General features: G+C 64.1%; 19 protein-coding genes. 12 read left to right on the top strand and 7 right to left on the bottom strand.

All coding sequences use genetic code 11. The features are described 5' to 3' along the window. Positions 1–22 precede the first annotated feature (22 nt). On the top strand, positions 23–1,663 hold the full coding sequence (gene groL, locus ACIGJE_RS09525) for a chaperonin GroEL (RefSeq protein WP_311942635.1): 1,641 nt from the start codon (positions 23–25) through the stop codon (positions 1,661–1,663). Positions 1,664–1,962: 299 nt separating this feature from the next. Next, positions 1,963–3,807 carry a monovalent cation:proton antiporter-2 (CPA2) family protein gene (locus ACIGJE_RS09520; RefSeq protein ID WP_311942637.1) on the top strand — a complete coding sequence of 615 codons (1,845 nt, stop codon included), beginning with the start codon at positions 1,963–1,965 and terminating at the stop codon, positions 3,805–3,807. A gap of 145 nt (positions 3,808–3,952) precedes the next feature. On the opposite strand, the gene ACIGJE_RS09515 is transcribed toward ACIGJE_RS09520, so the two are convergent. Then, positions 3,953–4,366 (bottom strand): nuclear transport factor 2 family protein, encoded by a 414-nt coding sequence (locus ACIGJE_RS09515; RefSeq protein ID WP_415080390.1) that lies wholly within the window; start codon positions 4,364–4,366, stop codon positions 3,953–3,955. Between the two features lie 197 nt (positions 4,367–4,563). Here ACIGJE_RS09515 and ACIGJE_RS09510 point away from each other — a divergent pair, with 197 nt between their 5' ends. The 4 genes from ACIGJE_RS09510 (at position 4,564) to ACIGJE_RS09495 (ending at position 10,695) form a co-directional block, all read left to right on the top strand. Beyond that, complete coding sequence (locus ACIGJE_RS09510; protein WP_415080389.1) at positions 4,564–5,763, top strand: amidohydrolase family protein; 1,200 nt, start codon at positions 4,564–4,566, stop codon at positions 5,761–5,763. A gap of 273 nt (positions 5,764–6,036) precedes the next feature. Next, the gene (locus tag ACIGJE_RS09505) at positions 6,037–6,984 is read left to right on the top strand and encodes a choline ABC transporter substrate-binding protein (RefSeq protein WP_415080388.1); all 948 of its coding nucleotides are present in this window, start codon (positions 6,037–6,039) and stop codon (positions 6,982–6,984) included. Positions 6,985–7,100: 116 nt separating this feature from the next. Beyond that, the gene (locus tag ACIGJE_RS09500; protein WP_415080387.1) at positions 7,101–7,931 is read left to right on the top strand and encodes an FAD binding domain-containing protein; all 831 of its coding nucleotides are present in this window, start codon (positions 7,101–7,103) and stop codon (positions 7,929–7,931) included. 10 nt (positions 7,932–7,941) lie between these two features. Next, positions 7,942–10,695 carry a molybdopterin-dependent oxidoreductase gene (locus ACIGJE_RS09495; RefSeq protein ID WP_415080386.1) on the top strand — a complete coding sequence of 918 codons (2,754 nt, stop codon included), beginning with the start codon at positions 7,942–7,944 and terminating at the stop codon, positions 10,693–10,695. Between the two features lie 107 nt (positions 10,696–10,802). On the opposite strand, the gene ACIGJE_RS09490 is transcribed toward ACIGJE_RS09495, so the two are convergent. Further along, positions 10,803–12,005 (bottom strand): D-alanine--D-alanine ligase, encoded by a 1,203-nt coding sequence (locus ACIGJE_RS09490; protein WP_483679904.1) that lies wholly within the window; start codon positions 12,003–12,005, stop codon positions 10,803–10,805. 370 nt (positions 12,006–12,375) lie between these two features. Here ACIGJE_RS09490 and ACIGJE_RS09485 point away from each other — a divergent pair, with 370 nt between their 5' ends. Beyond that, positions 12,376–13,062, top strand: coding sequence for a Crp/Fnr family transcriptional regulator (locus ACIGJE_RS09485; protein WP_082979673.1), 687 nt, complete (start codon positions 12,376–12,378; stop codon positions 13,060–13,062). A gap of 30 nt (positions 13,063–13,092) precedes the next feature. On the opposite strand, the gene ACIGJE_RS09480 is transcribed toward ACIGJE_RS09485, so the two are convergent. The 3 genes from ACIGJE_RS09480 to ACIGJE_RS09470 are packed head-to-tail and all read right to left on the bottom strand — an operon-like array spanning position 13,093 to position 15,874. Further along, a complete protein-coding gene (locus ACIGJE_RS09480) occupies positions 13,093–13,719 on the bottom strand; it encodes a hypothetical protein (protein ID WP_483679902.1) in 627 nt (208 codons plus the stop codon). Continuing rightward, positions 13,716–14,180, bottom strand: a complete 465-nt coding sequence (locus ACIGJE_RS09475; protein WP_483679900.1) for a c-type cytochrome — start codon at positions 14,178–14,180, stop codon at positions 13,716–13,718. Before ACIGJE_RS09475 ends, ACIGJE_RS09480 begins: the two co-directional genes overlap by 4 nt. Beyond that, positions 14,177–15,874, bottom strand: coding sequence for a thiamine pyrophosphate-binding protein (locus ACIGJE_RS09470; protein ID WP_483679898.1), 1,698 nt, complete (start codon positions 15,872–15,874; stop codon positions 14,177–14,179). Before ACIGJE_RS09470 ends, ACIGJE_RS09475 begins: the two co-directional genes overlap by 4 nt. A 178-nt stretch (positions 15,875–16,052) precedes the next feature. Between ACIGJE_RS09470 and ACIGJE_RS09465 the strand changes: the two genes are divergently transcribed. The 5 genes from ACIGJE_RS09465 (at position 16,053) to ACIGJE_RS09445 (ending at position 19,882) form a co-directional block, all read left to right on the top strand. Further along, a complete protein-coding gene (locus tag ACIGJE_RS09465) occupies positions 16,053–16,493 on the top strand; it encodes a DUF2948 family protein (RefSeq protein ID WP_311942665.1) in 441 nt (146 codons plus the stop codon). Between the two features lie 292 nt (positions 16,494–16,785). Beyond that, positions 16,786–18,081 (top strand): histidinol dehydrogenase, encoded by a 1,296-nt coding sequence (gene hisD, locus ACIGJE_RS09460; RefSeq protein WP_415080382.1) that lies wholly within the window; start codon positions 16,786–16,788, stop codon positions 18,079–18,081. Positions 18,082–18,334: 253 nt separating this feature from the next. Continuing rightward, positions 18,335–18,823 (top strand): UPF0262 family protein, encoded by a 489-nt coding sequence (locus tag ACIGJE_RS09455; RefSeq protein ID WP_311942671.1) that lies wholly within the window; start codon positions 18,335–18,337, stop codon positions 18,821–18,823. Between the two features lie 3 nt (positions 18,824–18,826). Continuing rightward, positions 18,827–19,264 carry an arsenate-mycothiol transferase ArsC gene (locus tag ACIGJE_RS09450; RefSeq protein WP_311942674.1) on the top strand — a complete coding sequence of 146 codons (438 nt, stop codon included), beginning with the start codon at positions 18,827–18,829 and terminating at the stop codon, positions 19,262–19,264. A 153-nt stretch (positions 19,265–19,417) separates the two neighbouring features. Further along, positions 19,418–19,882: an META domain-containing protein gene (locus ACIGJE_RS09445; protein WP_068286751.1), complete on the top strand. Its 465-nt coding sequence runs from the start codon at positions 19,418–19,420 to the stop codon at positions 19,880–19,882. 77 nt (positions 19,883–19,959) lie between these two features. On the opposite strand, the gene ACIGJE_RS09440 is transcribed toward ACIGJE_RS09445, so the two are convergent. Both ACIGJE_RS09440 and ACIGJE_RS09435 read right to left on the bottom strand, forming a co-directional pair. Further along, complete coding sequence (locus ACIGJE_RS09440) at positions 19,960–22,074, bottom strand: ABC transporter ATP-binding protein/permease (RefSeq protein ID WP_483679895.1); 2,115 nt, start codon at positions 22,072–22,074, stop codon at positions 19,960–19,962. A 322-nt stretch (positions 22,075–22,396) separates the two neighbouring features. Continuing rightward, positions 22,397–22,606, bottom strand: a complete 210-nt coding sequence (locus tag ACIGJE_RS09435) for a cold-shock protein (protein ID WP_068286760.1) — start codon at positions 22,604–22,606, stop codon at positions 22,397–22,399. Positions 22,607–22,782 lie beyond the last annotated feature (176 nt).

Here is a 22,782-nt window from a genome sequence, read left to right as displayed (position 1 = left end):
CATTCATTCTGAGGACACCCACATGGCTGCCAAGGAAGTCAAATTCTCTACCGACGCGCGCGACAAGATGCTGCGCGGCGTCGACATTCTCGCCAATGCCGTCAAGGTCACGCTGGGCCCGAAGGGCCGCAATGTCGTGATCGAGAAGTCGTTCGGCGCGCCCCGCATCACCAAGGACGGCGTTACCGTCGCCAAGGAAATCGAACTTGCCGACAAGTTCGAGAACATGGGCGCCCAGATGGTGCGTGAGGTCGCTTCCAAGACCAACGACACCGCCGGTGACGGCACCACCACCGCTACGGTTCTCGCCCAGGCCATCGTTCGCGAAGGCGCCAAGGCGGTTGCCGCCGGCATGAACCCGATGGACCTCAAGCGCGGTATCGACCTGGCTGTCCAGGCTGCCGTCAAGGACATCGCCGACCGTTCCAAGAAGGTCGCGAACTCCTCCGAGATCGCCCAGGTCGGCACCATCTCGGCCAATGGCGACGCCTTCATCGGCGGCGAAATCGCCAAGGCCATGCAGAAGGTCGGCAATGAAGGCGTGATCACGGTCGAAGAGGCCAAGAGCCTCGACACCGAAGTCGACATCGTCGAAGGCATGCAGTTCGACCGCGGCTACCTGTCGCCCTACTTCATCACCAATGCCGAGAAGATGATCGCGGACCTCGAGGATCCCTACATCCTCATCCACGAGAAGAAGCTCTCGGGCCTTCAGGCCATGCTGCCGGTGCTCGAAGCCGTCGTGCAGACCGGCAAGCCCCTGCTCATCGTCGCTGAAGACGTCGAAGGCGAAGCCCTCGCCACCCTCGTCGTCAACAAGCTGCGTGGCGGCCTGAAGATCGCTGCCGTCAAGGCTCCGGGCTTCGGCGATCGCCGCAAGGCCATGCTGGAAGACATCGCCATCCTCACGGGCGGCCAGGTGATCTCCGACGACCTCGGCATCAAGCTCGAGACCGTGACCCTCCAGATGCTCGGCCGCGCCAAGAAGGTGTCGATCGAGAAGGAGAAGACCACGATCGTCGACGGCGCCGGCAAGAAGAAGGACATCGAAGGCCGCGTCTCCCAGATCAAGGCTCAGATCGAAGAGACCACCTCCGACTACGACCGCGAGAAGCTCCAGGAGCGTCTGGCCAAGCTCGCCGGCGGCGTTGCCGTCATCCGCGTCGGTGGTTCCACCGAAGTGGAAGTCAAGGAGAAGAAGGATCGCGTTGACGACGCTCTGAACGCCACCCGCGCGGCCGTTCAGGAAGGCATCGTCCCCGGCGGCGGCACGGCTCTGCTCCGCGCCAAGGCTGCGGTCGCCAAGCTCTCCTCCGACAACTCCGACATCCGCGCCGGCATCAAGATCGTCGAGAAGGCTCTCGAAGCCCCGATCCGGCAGATCTGCGAGAACTCGGGCGTCGAAGGCTCGATCGTCGTCGGCAAGATCCTCGAGAACAAGTCGAAGACCTTCGGTTTCGACGCGCAGAACGAGGAATATGTCGACCTGCTCGAGAAGGGCATCGTCGATCCGGCCAAGGTCGTGCGCACCGCGCTGCAGGACGCCGCTTCGGTGGCTTCGCTCCTGATCACCACGGAAGCGATGATCGGCGAAGCGCCGAAGGACAAGGCCGCTGCGGCTCCGGCAATGCCGGGCGGTGGCATGGGCGGCATGGACTTCTAAGAAGTCCCTTCGCCCAAAAGCGAAACATGCTCAAGTCCGGCATGCCGGACTTGAGGGGGGGCATGGACTTCTAAGTCCGGTCTCCTCGTGAGAATCTCGAAGGGCGGTGCGCAAGCGCCGCCCTTTTTGTTTGCCTGGATCATGCTTGTCGAAGGGCGCCCTTGAACCGGGCCGCCAGAGCAATAAATCTGGAAGACGCCCGTCTCTTTCCAAGGTCTCCCAGCCCGGTCATTCGCGTTCTCGAGTGCCTGGCGTCCCAAGGGAATTGACCTCGCTGCTCTCCAATTGCATGAAGGCTCATGGAACATTCCAACGCCAGTTTTCTCCCCAGCCTTCTGCTTTTCCTCGGCGCCGCCGTCGTCGCGGTTCCCATCTTCAAGCGCATCGGCTTCGGCGCTATCCTCGGTTACCTGATCGCCGGCTTGGCGATCGGCCCTTCCGGCTTCGCGCTGTTCACCGATACCGTCACCATCCAGCATATCGGCGAGATCGGCATCGTCCTCCTGCTCTTCGTCATCGGGCTCGAGCTGCAGCTCTCGCGCCTGCTGGCGATGCGCAAGGATATTTTCGGCCTCGGCGGCCTGCAGCTCGTGGTCTGCGCCCTGGTGATCGGCGGCATCGCCCATGCACTCGGCCTGTCGGTGATGGGGGCGGCACTCACCGGAATTGCCCTTGCCCTCTCCGCCACCGCCATCGCCCTGCAGGTCCTGGGCGAGCGCGGCGAATTGCAGGCGCCCTATGGCCAGCGCAGCTTCGCGGTCCTGCTGTTCCAGGACATGTCGGTGGTGCCGATCCTGGCCTTGATCCCGCTTTTTGCTGTCGAAGCTACCCATGCGGCCAGTGAGGGCGGCGGCTGGACCCGCACCGGCATCATGATCGGCTCGATCGCCGTGGTGGTGCTGGCGGGGCGTTATCTGCTCAACCCGCTGTTCCGCATCCTCGCCACCACCGACGCCCGCGAGGTGATGACGGCCGCCGCCCTGCTTTTGGTGCTCGGCACTGCCCTCCTGATGCAGTGGGCCGGCATGTCGATGGCCCTTGGCGCCTTCCTCGCCGGCGTGCTGCTGGCCGAATCGAATTTCCGCCACGAGCTCGAGGCCGATATCGAGCCCTTCCGCGGGCTGCTGCTCGGCCTGTTCTTCATGAGCGTTGGCATGGACATCAATGGCGCCCTGGTGCTGCAGCACTGGCTGGCCCTGGTGGTGGCCGCCCTCGGCCTCATCCTGGTCAAGTCCGTCTCGGTCGCCGCCGTCTTCCGCCTCACCGGCTCCACCAAGCTCGATGCCATCCGCTCCGGCATCCTGCTCTCGCCGGCCGGCGAATTCGCTTTCGTGCTGATCCCGCTCGGACTGTCCTACGGCTTCCTCCAGGGCGAGCAGGCCGGTTTCGTCAAGGCATTGGCGGCCTTCACCATGCTGTTCGGCCCCTTGATCGCGGCCGGCTCCGAGCGACTGCTCACCCGCTTCGCCCCGGCCGAGTTGACCCGGGAGGAAGATTATTCCGACGCGCACGGCAAGGCTCTGGTCATCGGCTTCGGCCGCTTCGGCCAGGTCGTCTCGCAGGTCCTGCGCACCGCCGACATCGAGACGACCATCATCGACAAGGATGTCGAGATGATCGACGTCGCCGCCCGCTTCGGTGCCAAGGTCTATTTCGGTGATGGCGGCCGGCTGGACGTGCTGCGCGCGGCCGGTGCCGGCGAGGCCCGCGTGATCTGCGTTGCGATCGACGACCGCGCCACGGCGGTGAAGATCGTCGAGATGGTCAAGGCCGAGTTTCCGCTCACCGAGGTCTATTCCCGCGCCTATGACCGCCAGCACGTGCTGGCGCTGCTGAGTGCCGGCGTCGATTTCCACATGCGCGAGACCTATGAGAGCGCCCTCGCCTTCGGACGATCGACCCTGGAAGCCCTCGGTGTCGACAATGTCGAGGCCGAGGAGATCATCGAGGATGTGCGCGATCGCGACGCAAGGCGCATCGTGGCGCAGCAGCAGGGTGGCATCTATGCCGGCATGGACCTGGTCAATTCCAAGCGCCTGATGAAGCCCGAGCCGCTGGAGCGTCCCGACACCGTCGGCGTCACCCTGAACAAGGAAGCCATCGACGCAGCCGAGGAGGCGAAGGAAGACGAAGAGACCGGCTGACGCAGCTTCATCGCGCTAGAGTATGGTGCCGAAAGGTGGGTACCGGCTTTCGGCGAAGACGATGCATCAACAATCAATGACAGCGTCGTGACCGAGTCGGAGATCGGGCACGATGCCGTAGCCTGACGCCCATCGAAGCGCACAGTCAGGCGGCCAAGCCCATTGCCTTGGCCGCCATATGGGTATCGCAGAATTGCAGGAACTGCTTGATCCTGCCGTCGGCGATCTCCAACAAGTCCAGCGTCTCCGTATCGAAGCGCTGCCCGGTCGGCACGAACAGCATGGTGCCCTTGGCGTGGACGGCGATGCGATCGCCATCCACCAGGATGGCGTCGATCCGATAGTCCTTCCAGTCCCAGGCCTCCACCAATTGGCGCATCGCCTGCCGCAAATTGTCCTGCCCGCGGACCTTGGTCGTCAGGACACCTAGCACCTCATCGCCAGCGAGCCGGAAGCTCGGATCCGACCCGAAACATTGCATGATGCCGTCCAAATCGCCGGCACTGCGCCGCTCATAGGCCCGGCGCACCAGCTCTTCCACGCTTGCCCGATCGCTCATGACGTTTCCCTCCAGCCGCATCGCACCGCGCTGGAGAAGCCGGACGAGGCGGATACCGCTAGAATACGCCTGCGCCGGCATCGGCCAAAGCGGCACTTTCGGTGATGGGCGATCGACAAGCCGTCGCCCCATGGGCCCTTGAGCTGTTCAAAATTGTTTGTAGACTAACGATCTCAAACCATCGGGAGGAGCACAGCATGGCGCATGAGGAAGCTAGGGACGGCGGGGCCAATGACAAGCTCGTCATTCGCAATATCGGCCTCATCTTGAGCGGCGACATCGCCAATCCTATCCTCGACGCCGATACCATCGTAGCGGTCGGCGGCCGCATCGCCGCCATCGGCCGGGAGAAGGATATCGACCTTTCCGGTGCCACCCGCGTGATCGACGCCTCCGGCACCGCCGTCACCCCGGGCCTGATCGACAGCCATGTCCATCCCGTCGCCGGCGACTGGACGCCGCGGCAGAACCAGCTCGGCTGGATCGAATCCAACCTCCATGGCGGCGTCACCACCATGATCTCGGCCGGCGAGGTGCACACACCTGGGCGCCCCCGGGATGTCGTCGGTCTCAAGGCGATGGCGATCTACGCCCAGCGCACCTTCTCCGCCTTCCGGCCCAGCGGCGTGAAGATCCATGCCGGCGCACCGGTGATCGAACCCGACATGGTGGAGGACGACTTCAGGGAACTCGCCGCTGCCGGCGTGAAGCTGCTCGGCGAGGTCGGTCTCGGCGGTGTCAAGGACGGCCCCACCGCGCGCAGGATGGTGGGCTGGGCCCGCAAATACGGCATCCAGTCGACCATCCATACCGGCGGCCCCTCGATTCCGGGCTCCGGCCTGATCGACAAGGATGTCGTGCTGGAAGCCGATACCGATGTCGTCGGCCACATCAATGGCGGCCATACTGCTTTGCCGCTCGACCAGATCCGCTGCATCTGCGAGGGCTGCGGCCGTGGCCTGGAACTGGTGCATAACGGCAATGAACGGGCCGCCCTCTACACGCTGCGCACCGCGCGCGAGATGAACCAGCTCGAACGCGTCATCCTCGGCACGGACGCGCCGGCCGGATCGGGCGTGCAGCCGCTCGGCATCCTGCGCATGGTCTCGATGCTGTCCTCGCTCGGCGACGTGCCGGCCGAGATCGCCCTGTGCTTTGCCACCGGCAACACCGCCCGCATGCGCTCGCTCGACTGCGGATTGATCGAAGTGGGCCGGGCTGCGGATTTCGTGCTGATGGACAAGGCCCAGCATTCGGCGGGCAAGGACCTTCTGGACAGCATCCAGCTCGGCGACCTGCCTGGCATCGGCATGACGGTCATCGATGGCGTGGTGCGCACCCAGCGCAGCCGCAACACGCCGCCGGCGACGAAGATGCCGGTGATCGTCGGGCCCTGAGGGTCCGCGTCGCGCGCCGGCGGACGACCGAGGACCCTGTCACTGCCAGGAGGCACCAGTGATACGGCCCGCCTTAGGGTAACAGCGGCGCATCCGCATCAACAAGGGTGCCCGCAGTCACATAGGCGGTACGCAGGTACTGTGCTTGGCTGGAGGCCCGCGCGCCCTCGATGCCTGTATCCCCTTGCATCCCTGTTCCGGGGTCCCAGCGTGCCGTGTTCGCGCAGCGGATCAAGGACAGGAGAGAGCCTCATCGGCTCCAGGAGGGGTAAAATGAAGCATATCGGCACCATATTCGCCATGGCCGCGCTGCTGGTGGGCGCGGCGGGACCCGCCCTCGCGGCCGATCCGGAAAATTGCAAGGCGGTGCGGTTTTCCGATGTCGGCTGGACCGACATCACCTCGACCACCGCCATCGCCTCGGTCATGCTCAAGGGACTGGGCTATAGGCCCGAGACGACCGTGCTCTCCATTCCGGTCACCTATGCCTCGATGAAGGCCAAGGATATCGACGTCTACCTCGGCGACTGGCAACCGAGCATGGAGAACGACCGTAAGCCCTATCTGGAAGACAAGTCGATCGCGGTCATCGGCGCCAATCTGCCGGTGGGTGCGAAATACACCCTCGCCGTACCCGAATACACCTATGCCAAGGGACTGCACGACTTCGCCGACATCGCCAAGTTCCGGGACAGCCTGCAAGGCAAGATCTACGGCATCGAACCCGGCAACAACGGCAATCGCCTGGTGCAAGGCCTGATCGACGCGAACAAGAACGGCCTGAAGGGCTTCCAGGTCGTCGAATCCTCGGAGCAGGGCATGCTGGCCCAGCTCCAGGGTGCCGTTGCCCGCCAGGACGACATGGTCTTCTTGGCCTGGGCGCCGCATCCCATGAACGTCAACTTCAAGATCCGCTATCTTACCGGCGGCGACGACACCTTCGGGCCGGACTATGGCAAGGCCGTCGTCAATACCAATGTGCGTGCTGGCTGGGCCGAACAATGCCCGAATGCAGCCCGCTTCATCGCCAATCTGAAATTCACTGTGGAGCTGGAAAACCAGATGATGCAGATGATCACAGGCGACGGCTTGGACGGCCCGGCGGCGGCGGAAAAATACCTCAAGGGCAATCCCGGCGTGCTGGAAACCTGGCTCGCGGGAGTCACGACCTTCGATGGGCAGCCCGGCTTGCCGGCGATCCGCAAAAGCCTTGGCCTGTAAGGCCTGACCTCGGCGGGCGGGCGTCTTGCACCCGCCCTCTCAACCTTCACTTGACAGACTCCGGGACCTCGATAATTTATTAGTACACTAACAATTTCTCACTCCGCGAGGTGGGGATGTATCTGCGCCCCAGAACGGTGGACGAAGCCTGCGAGGCCCTCGCAGTTGAGCCGATGCGCATTCTCGCCGGCGGCACCGACATCTTCCCTGGCCTGGGCGACAGACCCCTGACCGGCGCCGTGCTCGACCTGTCCGCCATTGAAGGGCTGTCGGGCATCGAATTCGGTGTCGACCTCATCCGCATCGGCGCCCGTACGACCTGGTCGGCCATCGCCAGGGCTGCATTGCCGCCGGCTTTGCATGCTCTGCAGCAGGCCGCCCGCGAGGTCGGCGCCATCCAGATCCAGAATGCGGGAACCATAGCCGGCAATCTGTGCAATGCCTCGCCCGCCGCCGATGGCGTACCGCCTCTGCTCGCCCTCGATGCGCGCGTTGAACTGCGCTCGGCAAAAGGCACGCGCGAGCTGGCCCTGGCCGATTTCATCACGGGCTATCGCAGAACCGCCCGGCGCCCCGACGAATTGGTGAGTGCAGTCCTGGTGCCGCGCAGCATCGAGGCCGGCCGTTCGGCCTTCCTGAAGCTCGGGGCTCGCAAATATCTCGTCATCTCGATTGCGATGGTGGCCGTCATCATCGCTTGCGACGATGAAGGTAGAATCGTCGAGGCGCGTATCGCGGTCGGCGCCTGTTCGGAGGTCGCCCGACGCCTCACCGCTCTGGAGACGGCGCTCGTCGGCACGAAAGCGGGGCCTGGCCTCGGCGCGATGATCGAACCCGAGCATCTCGCAGGCCTTGCGCCGATCGACGACGTCAGGGCCAGTGCCGAGTATCGGCGTGATGCGGTAAGAACCTTGATTGCCCGAACGCTCGATGCGACCTTGCAATAGGGAGGGGTGGATGGACCAGAGGCTGCCCGGCTTCATGCTGAATGGCGAAACCGCCACCGTCGCGGCGGCGCCCGGCACCCGCCTGAGCCAGGTCCTGCGCGAAGGCTTCGGGCTGACGGGTACCAAGGTCGGCTGCGATGCCGGCGACTGCGGGGCCTGCACGGTCCTGCTCGACGGCGAGGCGGCCTGTTCCTGCCTGGTTGCCGCGGCGCAGATCGAGGGGCGCCGGGTCGACACCATCGAGGGGCTCACCCGCAGCAACCCTCTCACCGGGGCCTTGCAGGCCTCCTTCCTGCGGCACGGCGCGGCGCAGTGCGGCATCTGCACGCCCGCCATGCTCACGGCCGCCACGGCCTTGCTGCAGAGTGGAACCGAGGTGACGGAAGACAGCGTCGCCGATGCTCTCGGCGGCGTCCTCTGCCGCTGCACCGGCTATCGCAAGATCATCGCCGCCGTGCTGGCTGTGGCTGAAGGCCCTGCAACCGTCCTGCCTTCCACCCCCGAAAGCCCGGTCGGCTCGCGTATCGATCGTCTCGATGGCGCGGCCAAGGTGGAAGGGCGCGACATTTTCGGTGCCGACGAGACACCGCACGATGTCCTGGCCCTGCGTGCCATACGCAGCCCGCACCATCGGGCCGCCTTCGAGATCGGCAACGTCGACGCTTTCCTCGCCGCGCATCCCGGAATCGTCAGGGTCTTCACCGCCCGCGACGTGCCGGGCCGCAATTGCTACGGCGTCATTCCGGCCTTTGCCGATCAGCCGGTGTTCGCCAGTGGCGAAACCCGTTTCCGCGGCGAGGCAATTGCTGCCGTGGTGGGCGAGCCGGAAGCCATCCAGGCCCTCGACCTCTCGGCCTTCCCGGTCGACTGGACCCCGCTCACGGCCCTTGCGGCCATGGACGAGGCCCTCGCCTCGACCGATCTCCTCCATTCCGCCCGCCCCGAGAACGTCCTGACCCGAGGCCGCGTCGTGCGTGGTGACGCCGAAGCGGCGCTCGCCGCTGCCGATGCCGTGGTGGAGGGTGAGTTCGAGACCGGCTTCGTCGAGCACGCCTATATCGAACCGGAGGCCGGCTTTGCCCGCCGAGTGGGCGACCGGATCGAGATCCAGGCCTGCACGCAGGCGCCCTATATGGATCGCGACGACGTCGCCGGCCTGCTCGGCATCCCGCCGGAGAATGTGCGCATCATCCCCACCGCCGTGGGCGGCGGCTTCGGCTCCAAGCTCGACCTCTCAGTCCAGCCCTTCATCGCCGTCGCCGCCTGGCAGCTCGACCGTCCAGTTCGCATGGTCTATTCGCGCTCGGAATCGATCTCGACCACCACCAAGCGGCATCCGGCCCACATGAAGCTGCGGATCGGCGCCTCCGGGGACGGCAAGCTCACCGCCATGGATTTTTCCGGCGACTTCAACACCGGTGCCTATTCTTCCTGGGGGCCGACGGTGGCGAACCGCGTGCCGGTGCACGCCTCCGGCCCTTACTACATCCCGCATTATCGCGCCCTCGCCCGTGCCGTGCACACCCATCTGGTGCCGGCGGGCGCCTTTCGCGGCTTTGGCGTGCCGCAATCCTCGATCGCCCAGGAACAGCTCTATGACGCGCTTGCCGACAAGCTCGGCATCGACAGGCTGGAATTCCGCATTCTCAACGCCCTCACCAACGACCTGCCGACCGTGACGGGTCAGGTCCTCGGCAAGGGCGTCGGCATCAAGACGTGCCTCGAGGCCTTGCGAGATCCCTGGCGGCGAGCACGCGAGGAAGCCACCGCCTTCAATGGCAGCCAGCGCGGTTTCCTGCGACGCGGAGTGGGTGTTGCCGGCATGTGGTATGGCTGCGGCAACACGTCCCTGCCCAATCCGTCCACCATCCGGCTCGGGCTCAAGTCCGATGGGCGCCTGGCGCTGCACCAGGGCGCGGTCGATATCGGCCAGGGTTCCAATACGGCAATCACCCAGATCTGCGCACAGGCGCTCGGCGCCCCGGTGGAGGCCTTCGACCTCGTCTCCGCCGACACCGACCTGTCGCCCGATTGCGGCAAGACCTCGGCCTCGCGCCAGACCTTCGTCACCGGCAAGGCGGCGGAGCTCGCCGGGCGGGACCTGCGCGCGCAGATCCTGCGCCAGACCAATGCCGGCGAAACGGCCACCATCCGCTTCGGCGATGCCGTGCTGACGGTGGAGGACGGCGAAAGGGTGCGCACGCTCAGGCTGGCGGACCTGCCGGCCAACGATCTCGGCTATGCTCTTGCGACCGAACAGACCTTCGATCCGCCGACCAGCCCCCTCGACGCGGACGGCCAGGGCGAGCCCTACGCCCTCTACGGCTTCGGCGCCCATATGGCCGAAATCGAGGTCGATTGCGAGCTCGGCACCATCAAGGTCCTGAAGATCACCGCCACGCATGACGTCGGCCGCGCCATCAATCCCACCTTGGTGGAAGGCCAGATCGAAGGCGGCGTCGCCCAGGGCCTCGGCCTTGCCCTGATGGAGGAGTTCCATCCCGGCCGCGGCGAGAACCTGCACGATTATCTCATTCCCACCATCGGCGACGTGCCGCCGGTGGAGACGATCCTGATCGAGGACGCCTCACCCGTCGGCCCGTTCGGCGCCAAGGGCGTCGGCGAGCAGGCCCTCATTCCCACCGCGCCGGCCATCCTCAACGCGCTGCATGACGCGGCCGGGATCAGGCTGCGCCGGGTGCCGGCGACGCCGGACCGGGTCCGGGCCGCGATTTTGGAGCGCCGAGATTTGGACCGGCCCTGAAGCAGGATTTCCCGGGTGCGCGGGCATCTTGCCCGCTCTTGGAAACACCGTGCTTGCAGGGGAGGAAGAAGCGGACGGGACGTCCGCGCACCCGGGAACGCGTCAAATCACCGCTTGAACAGGCGGGCATCCGTCGGCGTGGGATCGCTGGGCAGCTGGGCCGCGCGGTGGCAGGCCTTGGCCTCCTCGATGAGCTGGTCGAGCAAGGCTGTGAACAGTACCGGCTTGGCCGCTGCCTCCCAGAGGAAATAGCCGAAGGAACCCGGACAGGGATTGACCTCGTTGAGCCAGACTTCCCCGGTCCGTTCATTGGACAGGAAGTCGATCCGCGGCGCGCCAGTGCCGTTCACGGCATCGAAGGCCTCGCTCGCCCATTGCCGGATGGTGTTCTCCATGGCGGCCGGCAGTTCGGGATTGATGTCGCGCGTCAGCGACAGCATGCCCTGGCTCGAGGCGCCCGGCTGCTTGCCGCCGCCGGTCTTCTTGGAGCCGCCGGACATGTATTTGGTCTTGAAATCGAGCAGGTCGGTCTCGCGCTTGGGACGCTCGATGGCCGAGGTGACGATCTCGCCCTTCTCCCGGCGCACCGCGACGTTGTATTCGACCAGATTCTCGACGAAAGGCTCGATGATCGCGTGGGTGTCGAACTTGAAGATGCCGGGCAGCACCTGGCGCACAGTGTCGACGTCCTCGGCCCGGGCGACGCCGATCGAGGAGCCCAGATGCGCCGGCTTGACGATCACAGGGAAGCTGATGTTCTTGAGGGCGGCTTCCAGGCCCGCCTTCTCGGGCACCAGGCCGGTCGCGGGGCGCGAGACCACCACGTCAGGCAGCATGCCGATACCGCGCCCGGCAAAGGCCCGCTTGGTGATGGCCTTGTCCATCAGGACGGCCGAAGCCAGGGTGCGCGCGCCAGTATAGGGCACGTTGGCCGTCTCGAACACGCCCTGCATCTGGCCGTCCTCGCCGATATTGCCATGGAAGGCGAGCAGGGCGACGTCGAACTCGATCGGCACGGGCTTCTTGGCGAAAAGTCCCGTCTTGCCGCGCGGAATCAGCAGCCCCTTGCCGGCCGACAAATCGAGGTCGACCCGCGTCAGCGCGCGCCGGGCCTCTTCGTCCGGAATGTAATTGGCACGGTTGCGCAGGGCATCGCCGGTGAACCAGGCACCATCCCCCGCGACATGGACGGGAAAGCCTTCATATTTCGAGCTGTCGAGCGCGTTGAGCGCCTGCAGGCCTGAAACGATGGAGACGTCATGCTCCGGCGAGCGCCCACCGAACAGTACCGCGACGCGCGTTTTCGACATTGTGTTTCCTCATAGCGTTTTGCGATTTGGGTGAACCACCACGAATCGCAAAGACGCGCTCGAACCAAAGAGAGGGAGCAAAAGTGCATTTCCGCTTAAACGCGCTTTGCTCCGGAAATTGAACCGAATCGTTGGCTCGAAAATAAGATGCCGCACGCGACGAGGCAAATTGGGATCCTGTTGCCGTTCCATGGAAATTCCGTGGCCATGTCGGCGGTAACGGGATCTTGGATGCGCGGGCTTGCCACGAAGCGCGCCATGAAGCACTTTGCGCGGCGATGGAGGCCCGCCACGATCGAATTCCGGTCGTGACATTCATGGAATGAACGCGCTTGCTCTACGGCTCGGCAGACGCTTCAGCGGAGGAACGATGTCGAATACCCTGTCCCAGATTCCATTGTTCCAATCGTTGGACGAAGCCACGATCAAGGCCTTCGACGGCCGGGTGCGTTGGGCCAAGTTCGAGGAGAACGAGCTGGTCGTCGACTATGACGACAATTCCAACGACGTCTATTTCCTGATCTCCGGCAAGGTGCGCGTGCTCTACCGCACCATTACCGGCAAGGAAGTGATCCTGGCCGAGCTCGGCGGCGGCCAGTTCTTCGGGGAATTGTCGGCCATCGACGGCGTCGGGCGCTCGGCCAATGTGACCGCGCTCAACCGTTCGCAGATGTGCATCATCTCCGGCCCGGTGTTCATGGAGCTGCTCACCGAGAACGCCTCTGTCTGCAAGCAGATCCTGCAGCTGCTCGCCAGCCGCGTGCGCGCGCTCAACACCAAGCTCGCCGAGCACTCCTTCCTGCAGACCAAGCACCGGCTCTATGCCGAGCTCATCCGCCTGTCCCAGCCCCGCGCAAGCCATCCCGGACAGCGCGTGCTCTCACCGCCCCCCTTCCACCACGACCTCGCCGCCCGCATCGGCTGCCGCCGCGAGGCCGTCTCCCGCGAGCTTTCGGCCCTGGAGAAGGAAGGCCTGGTCAGCAAAACACGCGGGGCTCTCGCGCTGGTCAACCCGGAGGAGCTCAACAAGCGGATTTCGGCAGCGCTGGCGGACTGACCGGGGGGCGGGTCTTCAGACCCGCCTTGCTCATTCGGTGAACACGGCGATTCCAGGCGGGTCTGAAGACCCGCCCCCCGTGGGGTGCCACCTGGGCCTGAAGCCGTTGCGGAGCGCTGCGACACTCGCCGGCGGCGTCAATATCCGTGCTGGCCGATCCTGCCATTGGGCCTCTTCCCAGCCCTCGGGAGACCAACGCAACACTTTGCCTTCGCGGCGTGTGAAGGCGCCTTCGCCATCGGCCCAGACGGCACCGTCTGGGAGGTTCGAGGTATCGTCAATCCGATGTTCGCCAAGGCGCTCGGCGTGCAGGATCTCATCCATGCGATCGGCGCCGGCCCCGGGCTCGGGAAAGGCGGCTTGGTAGGCTAGCGCATCGGCGCGGCGGCATTCGAAGCAGGGGCGATGGCCAGCCGCCAGGGCCGTGACCTCGTCCAGGAAAAACAGATGCGTGTAGCCGGGGCCCATGACCTCCCGCCAACGCCCCTTGAAAGAGAGCTCGCAGCAGATCCAGCGCCTGGAGGTCCAGCGCCGGCGCGTCAGGCGCTTGGTCTCGTCATGAATGCGACCGCCGCGAATGCCCATCATCGTGCCGCGCGCCGTGATGGCGACGATCTTGCCGAACGGCGTGACACGATTCTGAAGCGGGCGGCTCATGGCTTGGCGTTCCCTTCGGCATCGAAGGTCGCGAGATAGGCGATGACATCATCCACCGTCGCCTCGTCGCGGATGCCGGCGAAGGTCATCTTGGTACCGGGAACGGCGGCGGAAGGACGGGTGAGGAAGAGGCGCAGGGACGCTTCGTCCCAGGTCTTGCCCGAGGCCTTCATCGCTTGCGAATAGACATAGTCCGGCGCGGAGGCCGCCGGCCGGCCGACGATGCCGTTGAGTTGCGGCCCCACGACGTTCTTGGCGCCTTCGCCAACCCGGTGGCAGGCCGCGCAGCGGGCAAAACCGGCCTTGCCCTTCACGGCATCGCCGGCGAAGGCAGGCGATGCCAGAAGGAGAAGGGCGAGGGTCGCTGGGATCGCAGGCTTCCAGCCTGCTCTTGAAAATACCGAGCCTGCAGAGAGGGAAGAGCAGGCTGGAAGCCTGCGATCCCAGGAAGATATCGTCATTTCGCCAGCGCCTGCTCGCGGATCCGGGTGATCGTGGTCATCGGCGTGATCGCTTCCGGGTCCATGCGGCAATGCAGGATGGCCGGCTTGCCGGACGCCACCGCCCGCTCGAAGGCAGGCCCGAATTCGGCGGCCGTCGTCACCGTCTCGCCATGCCCGCCAAAGGCGACGGCATAGGCGGCGAAATCCGGGTTCTTGAGCTTCGTCGCCGAAATGCGCCCCGGGAATTCACGTTCCTGATGCATGCGGATGGTGCCGTACATGCCGTTGTCGACCACGACGACGATGATCGGCAGGTCGTACTGCACGGCGGTGGCGAATTCCTGGCCGTTCATCATGAAGCAGCCGTCACCGGCGAAGCAGACCACGGTCTTCGAACGGTCGAATGCCTTGGCGGCCACGGCAGCCGGCATGCCATAGCCCATCGAGCCCGATGTCGGCGCGAGCTGCGTACCATAGCGGCGGAAGCGCAGATAGCGCTGCACCCAGATGGCGTAGTTGCCGGCGCCGTTGCAGATCACCGCGTCCTCGGGCAAGCGGTCGCGCAGCCAGAGCAGGGCCTCGCCATACTGGAAGGTGCCGGGGATCGGCTTGGGCTCGTCGGTCCAGTCATGGAAGTCCCGATTCGCCTGGCGCGTCTCGGCCGACCAGGGCAGGCTGCCGGACGGCTGCAGACCGTCGAGGGCCGAGGCGAAGGCCTGAGCCGTGGCGTGGATCGCAAGGGTGGGCTGATAGACCCGCCCCAGTTCCTCGGCACCGGCATGGATGTGGACGAGTTTCTGGCGCGGGGTGGGAATGTCCACCAGCGAATAGGAGGAGGACGGCATTTCAGAAAGACGCCCGCCCGCCAGGATCAGGAGGTCGGCCTCCTTGATGCGCTGGGCCAGCTTGGGATTGGGCCCGATGCCAACATCGCCGGCATAATTGGGATGGTCGGCCGGAAACAGCATCTGGCGCCGGAACGAGGTGCCGACAGGCAGGTCGAAACGCTCGGCGAAACGAACCAGGCTCGTCACCGCCTCATCAGACCAGCCCGAGCCGCCGACGATCAGCAGGGGCTTCCTGGCCTCGCCCAGCAGAGCTTCGAGGCGGGCCATCTCATCGCGGCCCGGCCAGGTCTGCGCCGGCTCGACATAGGCGGCATCGGCAACCGTGGCCGTTTCGACCAGCATGTCCTCCGGCAAGGCGACCACCACCGGCCCCGGACGGCCCTGCATGGCGACGCGGAAAGCGCGGGTCACCAGTTCGGGAATGCGTTCTGCCTTGTCGATCTCCACCACCCATTTGGCCATCGAGCCGAAGAAAGCCTTGTAGTCGACCTCCTGGAAAGCCTCGCGCTCGCGCATGCCGGTCTCGATCTGGCCGATGAAGAGAATCATCGGCGTGGAATCCTGCATGGCGATATGGACGCCATGGGAGGCATTGGTAGCGCCGGGCCCGCGCGTGACCATGCAGATGCCGGGCCGACCGGTGAGCTTGCCGACGGCTTCGGCCATCATCGCCGCGCCGCCTTCCTGGCGGCAGACAGTGACGTTGATCGGGGCATCATGCAGGGCATCGAGCACGGCAAGATAGGATTCGCCCGGCACGCAGAAGACCTGTTCGACGCCCTGCGCCACCAGCGCATCGACGATCAGGCGGCCACCATTGCGCGAAACTGACTCGGATTTGGGCTCTGTTTGGGACACCGGCATGGGCATTGGCACTCTCGGATGGGTCGCCTCTGTCATACGCCGAGGATCCGCTTGGTGGAACCGCCATTCTTCCGGGCAGCCTCGGCATCTTGCCATCGGCACCGGCGTCCTTGCGAAAGGCGCGCCTTGGAACCGTCGATCCCCGCGACCTCTTGCCGCGCAGCTTGCGGGACATTACATGCAGCTCATGTTGTCGCCCGAACCCCTCAAGTTGCTTGCTTTCGATGGAGAGGACCTGGAGGTCATCTCCACCCATCTGCAGGATGCGGTCGTCGCGCCGGCAGAGATTGCCTGGTTGCCGCGTGAGAAGCGCTTCGCCCTGGTGATGGATCGCTATGACTGGTGCGGCGCCCAGAGCGGCGAACGCACGAGGCGCCGCTCGGGCCTGCATTTCGAGCGGGTTCTCGGGGTCAAGCACTCGCATTTCGAGCAGAACGCCAGCCAGAAGGCGGTGTTGCTGTCGATCTCCTTCGAGGTGAGCGACGATCCGGCGGGGCTGGTGACGCTTTATTTCGAGGGTGGCAGTGCCATTCGCCTCGAAGTGGAGTGCCTGGAAGCAGCGATGTCCGATCTCGGCCCGGCCTGGCCCTGCGGCTCCCCGCCACCCGCCCGGGTGTGAAGCTGGAGATCGCCACCGCATTGCATTCTCCCTTCAGCGCAAGTACTCACGCTTGCGCTGCCCCTCACCTTACCTCTCCCCGTAGGGACGGGGCGAGGGGACTTCAACGTCGAGTTCAATTCAAGAAGCTTTCATCTCGCCAGACGGTTGGGCGAGATGAGAGCTTTGAGAATCAGGCATGACGCTTGCGCCTCCTCGCCCCGTCGCTACGGGGAGAGGTAAGGTGAGGGGCAGCGTGACCTCTCAAGCAAAGCGCCTCGTTTCACGACTGTCCGCCGCACAAGGAAATGCCATGCCGGTTCGGCTCCACAGCACCCAGGCCGATTTCGCCGACGCCTTCGCCGCCCTCCTCGCCACCAAGCGCGAGATCTCGGAGGATGTCGATGCCTCCGTGCGCGCCATCATCGAGGATGTGGTGGCGCGCGGCGATGCGGCGGTGATCGACTACACCGCCCGCTTCGACCGCCTGACGCTCACGCCCGAGACCATGCGCGTCACCGCGGCGGAGATCGAGGCGGCGCAGGCCCAATGCGATGCCGGCGCGCTGGAGGCACTCGCATTGGCCGCCAGCCGCATCCGCACCTATCACGAGCGCCAGAAGCCTGTGGACACGCTGTTCAAGGATGCCATCGGCGTGGAACTCGGCTGGCGCTGGACGGCGATCGAGGCCGTCGGCCTCTACGTGCCGGGCGGCACGGCGGCCTACCCCTCCTCCGTCCTGATGAATGCCATTCCGGCCAAGGTCGCCGGCTGCCCACGCCTGGTGATGGTGGTGCCGAGCCCGGGCGGCGTCCTCAATCCGCTGGTGCTGGCGGCCGCCAAGCTCGCCGAGGTCGACGAGGTCTATCGCATCGGCGGCGCCCAGGCCGTCGCCGCCCTGGCCTACGGTACCCCCACCCTCGCGCCCGTCGCCAAGATCACCGGGCCGGGCAATGCCTATGTGGCGGCCGCCAAGCGCCGCGTCTTCGGCCATGTCGGCATCGACATGATCGCCGGCCCTTCGGAAGTGCTGGTGATCGCCGACGACAGCGCCAATCCCGCTTGGATCGCCGCCGACCTGCTGGCCCAAGCCGAGCATGATACGGCCTCCCAGTCGATCCTGATCACCGACAGCGCCGCCCTGGCCGCTCAGGTGGAACATGAAGTGGAGGCCCAGCTCGCCACCCTGCCCCGCGCCGAGATTGCCGGAGCCAGCTGGCGCGACTATGGCGCCGTCATTACCCTGGCCTCGCTGGCCGAGGCCCCGCCACTGGCAGACCGCCTCGCTGCGGAGCATCTGGAGATCATCACCCGGGATGCCGAGGCTCTGGCGGCGCGTATCCGCAATGCCGGCGCCATTTTCCTTGGGCCGCACACGCCCGAGGCGATCGGCGACTATGTCGGCGGCTCCAACCACGTGCTGCCGACGGCCCGCTCGGCCAAGTTCTCCTCGGGCCTGGGCGTGCTCGACTTCATGAAGCGTACCTCCATCCTCAAATGCGGGCCCGAGCAGCTTGCAGCCATAGGTCCGGCGGCGATCGCGCTCGGCGAGGCGGAGGGCCTTGCCGCCCATGCCCGTTCGGTCTCGATCCGCAGCAACCGGCTTTAAGGCGCAAAAGCACGGAGTGGCGACCTCCCAACTCCATCAAGCGATGGAACGAGGTCGACACTCCCCGATATGAAGCAACGTTCCGTTTCAACGAGCTTTGCTCTATGAGAGCCGAGGCAGAGTCTCTCGATGTCGCCTGCGGATAGGCAACATCGAGAAACTCTGCAAGTGTTTGAGATGTTGCAGGTTCTCCTTGATCGAGCCCCCGGCTCAATCAAGGAGAATCTGCTTAGGCACCATGCTATGAGATGCCATGGACAATGAGGAATTCAGCCCCACCTGCCGATTGATCGCCGTTCATCTCGATGAGCGCAGCATCGGGCGCGGCAGCCAGGATCAAGAACATGAGCGGCGGGTCGCCGCCTATGACCTCATCGAGGAGAATGTGTTCTCGCCGGTCGGCTATGATGCCGGCCCCTACGGACTGCATATATCCCTGCAGGATGGCCGCCTCGTCCTGGACATCCGCGATGCCGACAGCCAACCGGTGGTGGTGCATATCCTCTCGCTTACGCCGCTCAGGCGCGTGGTACGCGACTATTTCACCATCTGCGACAGCTATTACGCGGCCATCCGCAGCGCCACGCCCTCCCAGATCGAGACGATCGACATGGCCCGCCGCGGCCTGCACAATGAGGGTTCGGAAATCCTGCGCGAAAGGCTGGCCGGCAAGATCGGGCTCGATCTATCCACCGCCAGGCGGCTGTTCACCCTCGTCTCTGCGCTCTACTGGAAAGGCTGAGGCGTGAAGGAGGGCCGCCGTCCACAGTCGGTCCTGTTCGCCTGCGCGCACAATGTCGTCCGCTCGCCCATGGCGGAGGCGATCGGGCGCTATTATTTCGGTCGCTCCATCTTTTTCGGCTCGGCGGGCGTGCGCCCGGGCGAGCCGGATCCTTTCGTCGCCGCCGCGCTGGACGAGATCGGCATTTCGCTCGGCAAGCACCGCCCCCAGAGCTTCGAGGATCTGGAAGAACTGGAAGGACTGAACTTCGACCTGATCATCACCCTCGCCCCGCAGGCCCACCACAAGGCGCTCGACCTCACGCGCACCCTGGCCGCCGACGTCGAATATTGGCCGACCCCGGACCCCAGCCTCGTCAGCGGCAACCGCGAGCAGAAGCTCGACGCCTACCGCGCCCTGCGTGAAAGCCTGATCGACAAGATCACCGAGAGATTGGGCTGAGACCGCTACTGTCATACCGACGTAGGCCTGTTCCGGCGGATACAGTCCGAAGACGGCGAACATCTTTCTCTCCAGGCCGTGTATCCTGTATAAGCCGCGTTGCGATTTTTCAGCTCCGCCTCTATCGTGCGCGGCAATGAACCGGAGGATTTGATGCGCGTTCTGCGTTCCCTTGCCCTTGCCGCCCTGTCGGCCGTGACCCTGACGAGTTGTTCGATGTTCGGCTCGGTGCCGCCGAACAACGTGCCGCCGACTCTGCCCAAGCCCATGGACAGCAAGGCCTCCCGCCCCTTCCCGATGAACCGCACCTTTGCGGCAATCTCCTACAAGGATCAGACCTTCAAGGACGACCGGCCGACCATCCTGGTCTCGGACAGCTATCGCGGCACGGGCTTCTCGGCCTGCAACAACTGGTCGGCCACCATCATTCCACGCGCCGACCAGCGCATGGCCATCGGCCCGGTGGCCATCAGCAAGCGCAAATGCGCCGACCGCCTGATGCACAACGAGCAGGTCTTCCTGTTCGTGATGCGCACTTCGACCGACTGGTCCTATGACGGCTACACGCTGACCCTGCGTGGCCCCTATGGCGAGATGAAGTTCCAGCCGGCAGCGTAAGAACAGGCGGCAAAGTGCGATTGAAAAAGGCCGGCCTTTCGCGAGGCCGGCCTTTTGTTTGACTGCCCGACGATACGTCAAGCTTGACCGAAGCTCGCGAGAGGCTGGTCTTCGAGATGACCACCGCCCTCGTCTTTGACAACCGCAACCCGGCGGGCATGATAGGCTGCGAGCGAGGCGCGATGCCCGATGGAAACGACGGTCGTTCCCGGAAGCTTCTCCGCCAACAGGCGATAGAGCTCCTCCTCCGACTTCTCATCCAGGGCAGAGGTCGCCTCGTCCAGGAATAGCCAGGCGGGTTTGCGCAGAAGAGCACGGATGATGGAGACGCGCTGCTTCTCCCCCCCGGACAGAATGGTACCCCAATTCTCGGTCGCATTGAGTCGCGGTATCAAATTGCCGAGCCCGACCGCGTTGAGTGCACCCTCGATGACGTCCTGGTCGAAGGCCGTCGGCGGCAGCGGATAGGTCAGCGCGGCCTTCAGCGTCCCCAGGGGCATATAAGTCTGCTGCGGCAACAGCATCAGATTCTCGTGGTCCGGAATCTCGATCTTCCCCGACCCGAACGGCCAGATGCCTGCGATCGCCCTGAACAAGGTGGTCTTGCCCGAGCCGGACGGGCCCGTCACCAATGTGCTGGTGCCCTTGGGAAAGGACAATGCGGCGTTGCGTATGAGCGTTTGCCCGGTCGGCAGCGCAACACTGAGGCCTTGCGACGAAATACCCGAAACCTGGTCGGTCTCGGCCACGGCAATACCGCCGCGCGCCTGCTCCTCGGCTTGCCTGATCGCCTTGTCGAACCGGGTCAAGCGATCGACCATCGACTTGAACTCGGCGAGCGCACGATAGTTGGTGATGAAGAAGGAGAAGGAATCCTGGACATTGCCGAAGGCGCCGGAAGTCTGGGTCAAGGATCCCAGCTTCATGGATGCCGTTGAGAAATAGGCCGGCGCCAGAAATATGAAAGGCAACACGACCAGGGCTTGACTATAGGCCAGATTGAACGTGCCGAGCTTTATACGTCGAACGATGATATCGATCGTATTCCCGAAGACGTTCTGGAAATTGCGAGCGAGGCCGACACGCTCGACATCCTCACCTTCGAGCAATGCGATCTGCTCCGTATTCTCTCGAAACCGCACGAGAGCATAGCGGAAATCGGCCTCCAGCTTCTGCTGCTGGAAGTACAAGCCAACCAAGGGACGTCCCAGAAAATGGGATCCGAACGTCACAACGAGCGAGACGATCAGCGCACCCCAGACAAGATATCCGGGAATGTTGGCAAGATCGAATTCTCCAATTTTGTAGGTAAATTGACTCGATATGCCCCAAAGGATCAAAATGAATGCATACAAAGTCAATATTGTATTGAAAATCAGAACATAAAAATCAAAACCCTTGTCTATGAAATCGCGAACGTCCTCGGAGATGCGCTGGTCGGGGTTATCTGACTGATGCCCCGATATCGCCAAGCGATAATGCACCTTGTTCGATGTCCATTGCCCGACATAGCGGTCTGTCATCCAGCGGCGCCACCGGACCTTGAAAAACTCCGTCACGAACAATTCCGTTAGTCCGCGCGTGATCCAGAATGTCGCCGCGATAGCAAAAAACAACAACTCTGCCCAGAATGCTTCCTGATTTTTATCTTGCAGAGCTGTGTAGAATCTATTGTTCCAGTAGCTGAATATTACCGTAAGATAGACTTGAAGCACATTTAGGATGACAATGAACCCTAGGAATACCTTTCCTATGGTGTCCTCGCGCAGTCGCAAGCCGAAAAGCACCACCTTCGGCCCATCATGTGGCTCAAAATAGGGGTCGGCCAGATCGATGATCTCGCGAAACATCGGAATATAGCAAATCGCGAGGTTGAGGATGACCAGGATGGCAGAGATCACCGCCGCCCCCGATTGCGGCAGATAGGCCGCGACGTCGTCGGACACGATGCCCGCATCCTTGATCCACACGACCACGGCAAAACCGAGAAATCCGAGACTGAACAATCCGATCAGAAACCGCATGACCAGAGGCACGCGTGTCTGCGCCGCCGGTATGCCGGCACTCATGAGCAGGGCACCGGCAACGATGAGAGCAAGGAATGGCAGATGGATGGGGGCGTCGCCCAGATAGACACCCAGCCCAAAGCCAAGCACAGCGAGGCCGGATAGGCCCGCAAGAAGTCGGATCATGTAGAACGGCCTTTCGGAAGGGCGGTATCGGCGTGGCACACAGCCATCTGCCTGCAACCATGCGAAACTAAGGTTAACACAACCCTGTCACGCCTCTCCCATCGCCACAAATGATCAAATCGTAAGATGCTTCAGCTTTTCGTGAGGCCGCCGCGCGCCGGGAACGGCAGCTAATAAAAAAGACGCGCCGGAGCGCGCCTCTGAATGGGATTGGGTGAGAGGACTTTCCGGTCATGCGATCCGGACAGGCTCTCCATTCTTGTTATCGTCGATGGCCTTCACGCGAACCGGTAACCCCTCCGCCTGAAGATGCTTGTCGGGGTTACACAGCCTTGAGATTGCCGGCTGCCGCCTTGCCCGTCTTGCGATCCGTCAGGATCTCGTAACCGATCTTCTGGCCTTCACGCAGTTCGGGCAGACCGGCACGCTCGACGGCGGTGATGTGCACGAACACGTCGCGGCCACCGTCATCGGGCTGAATAAAGCCGTAACCCTTCTGGGTGTTGAACCATTTTACGGTTCCCGTGCTCATAGATAGTCCTTTACTTCGTTCCAAAGCATGGACGTCCCACGGAAATCCGTGCTCCGCCCGGTTTTGCGAAATTTGGGGAGGGTGTCCTGAACGTGCGCCGTGCTCGAGCATGGACGCACCGGCCCAGTCGTCCGGCCAAATGACGCTAAATCGATAACACAGGTTTGTCGAAATTC

The organism is Labrys sp. E2SS-1L (genome assembly GCF_057073705.1).
This window is presented reverse-complemented; position numbering and strand designations above follow the sequence as displayed.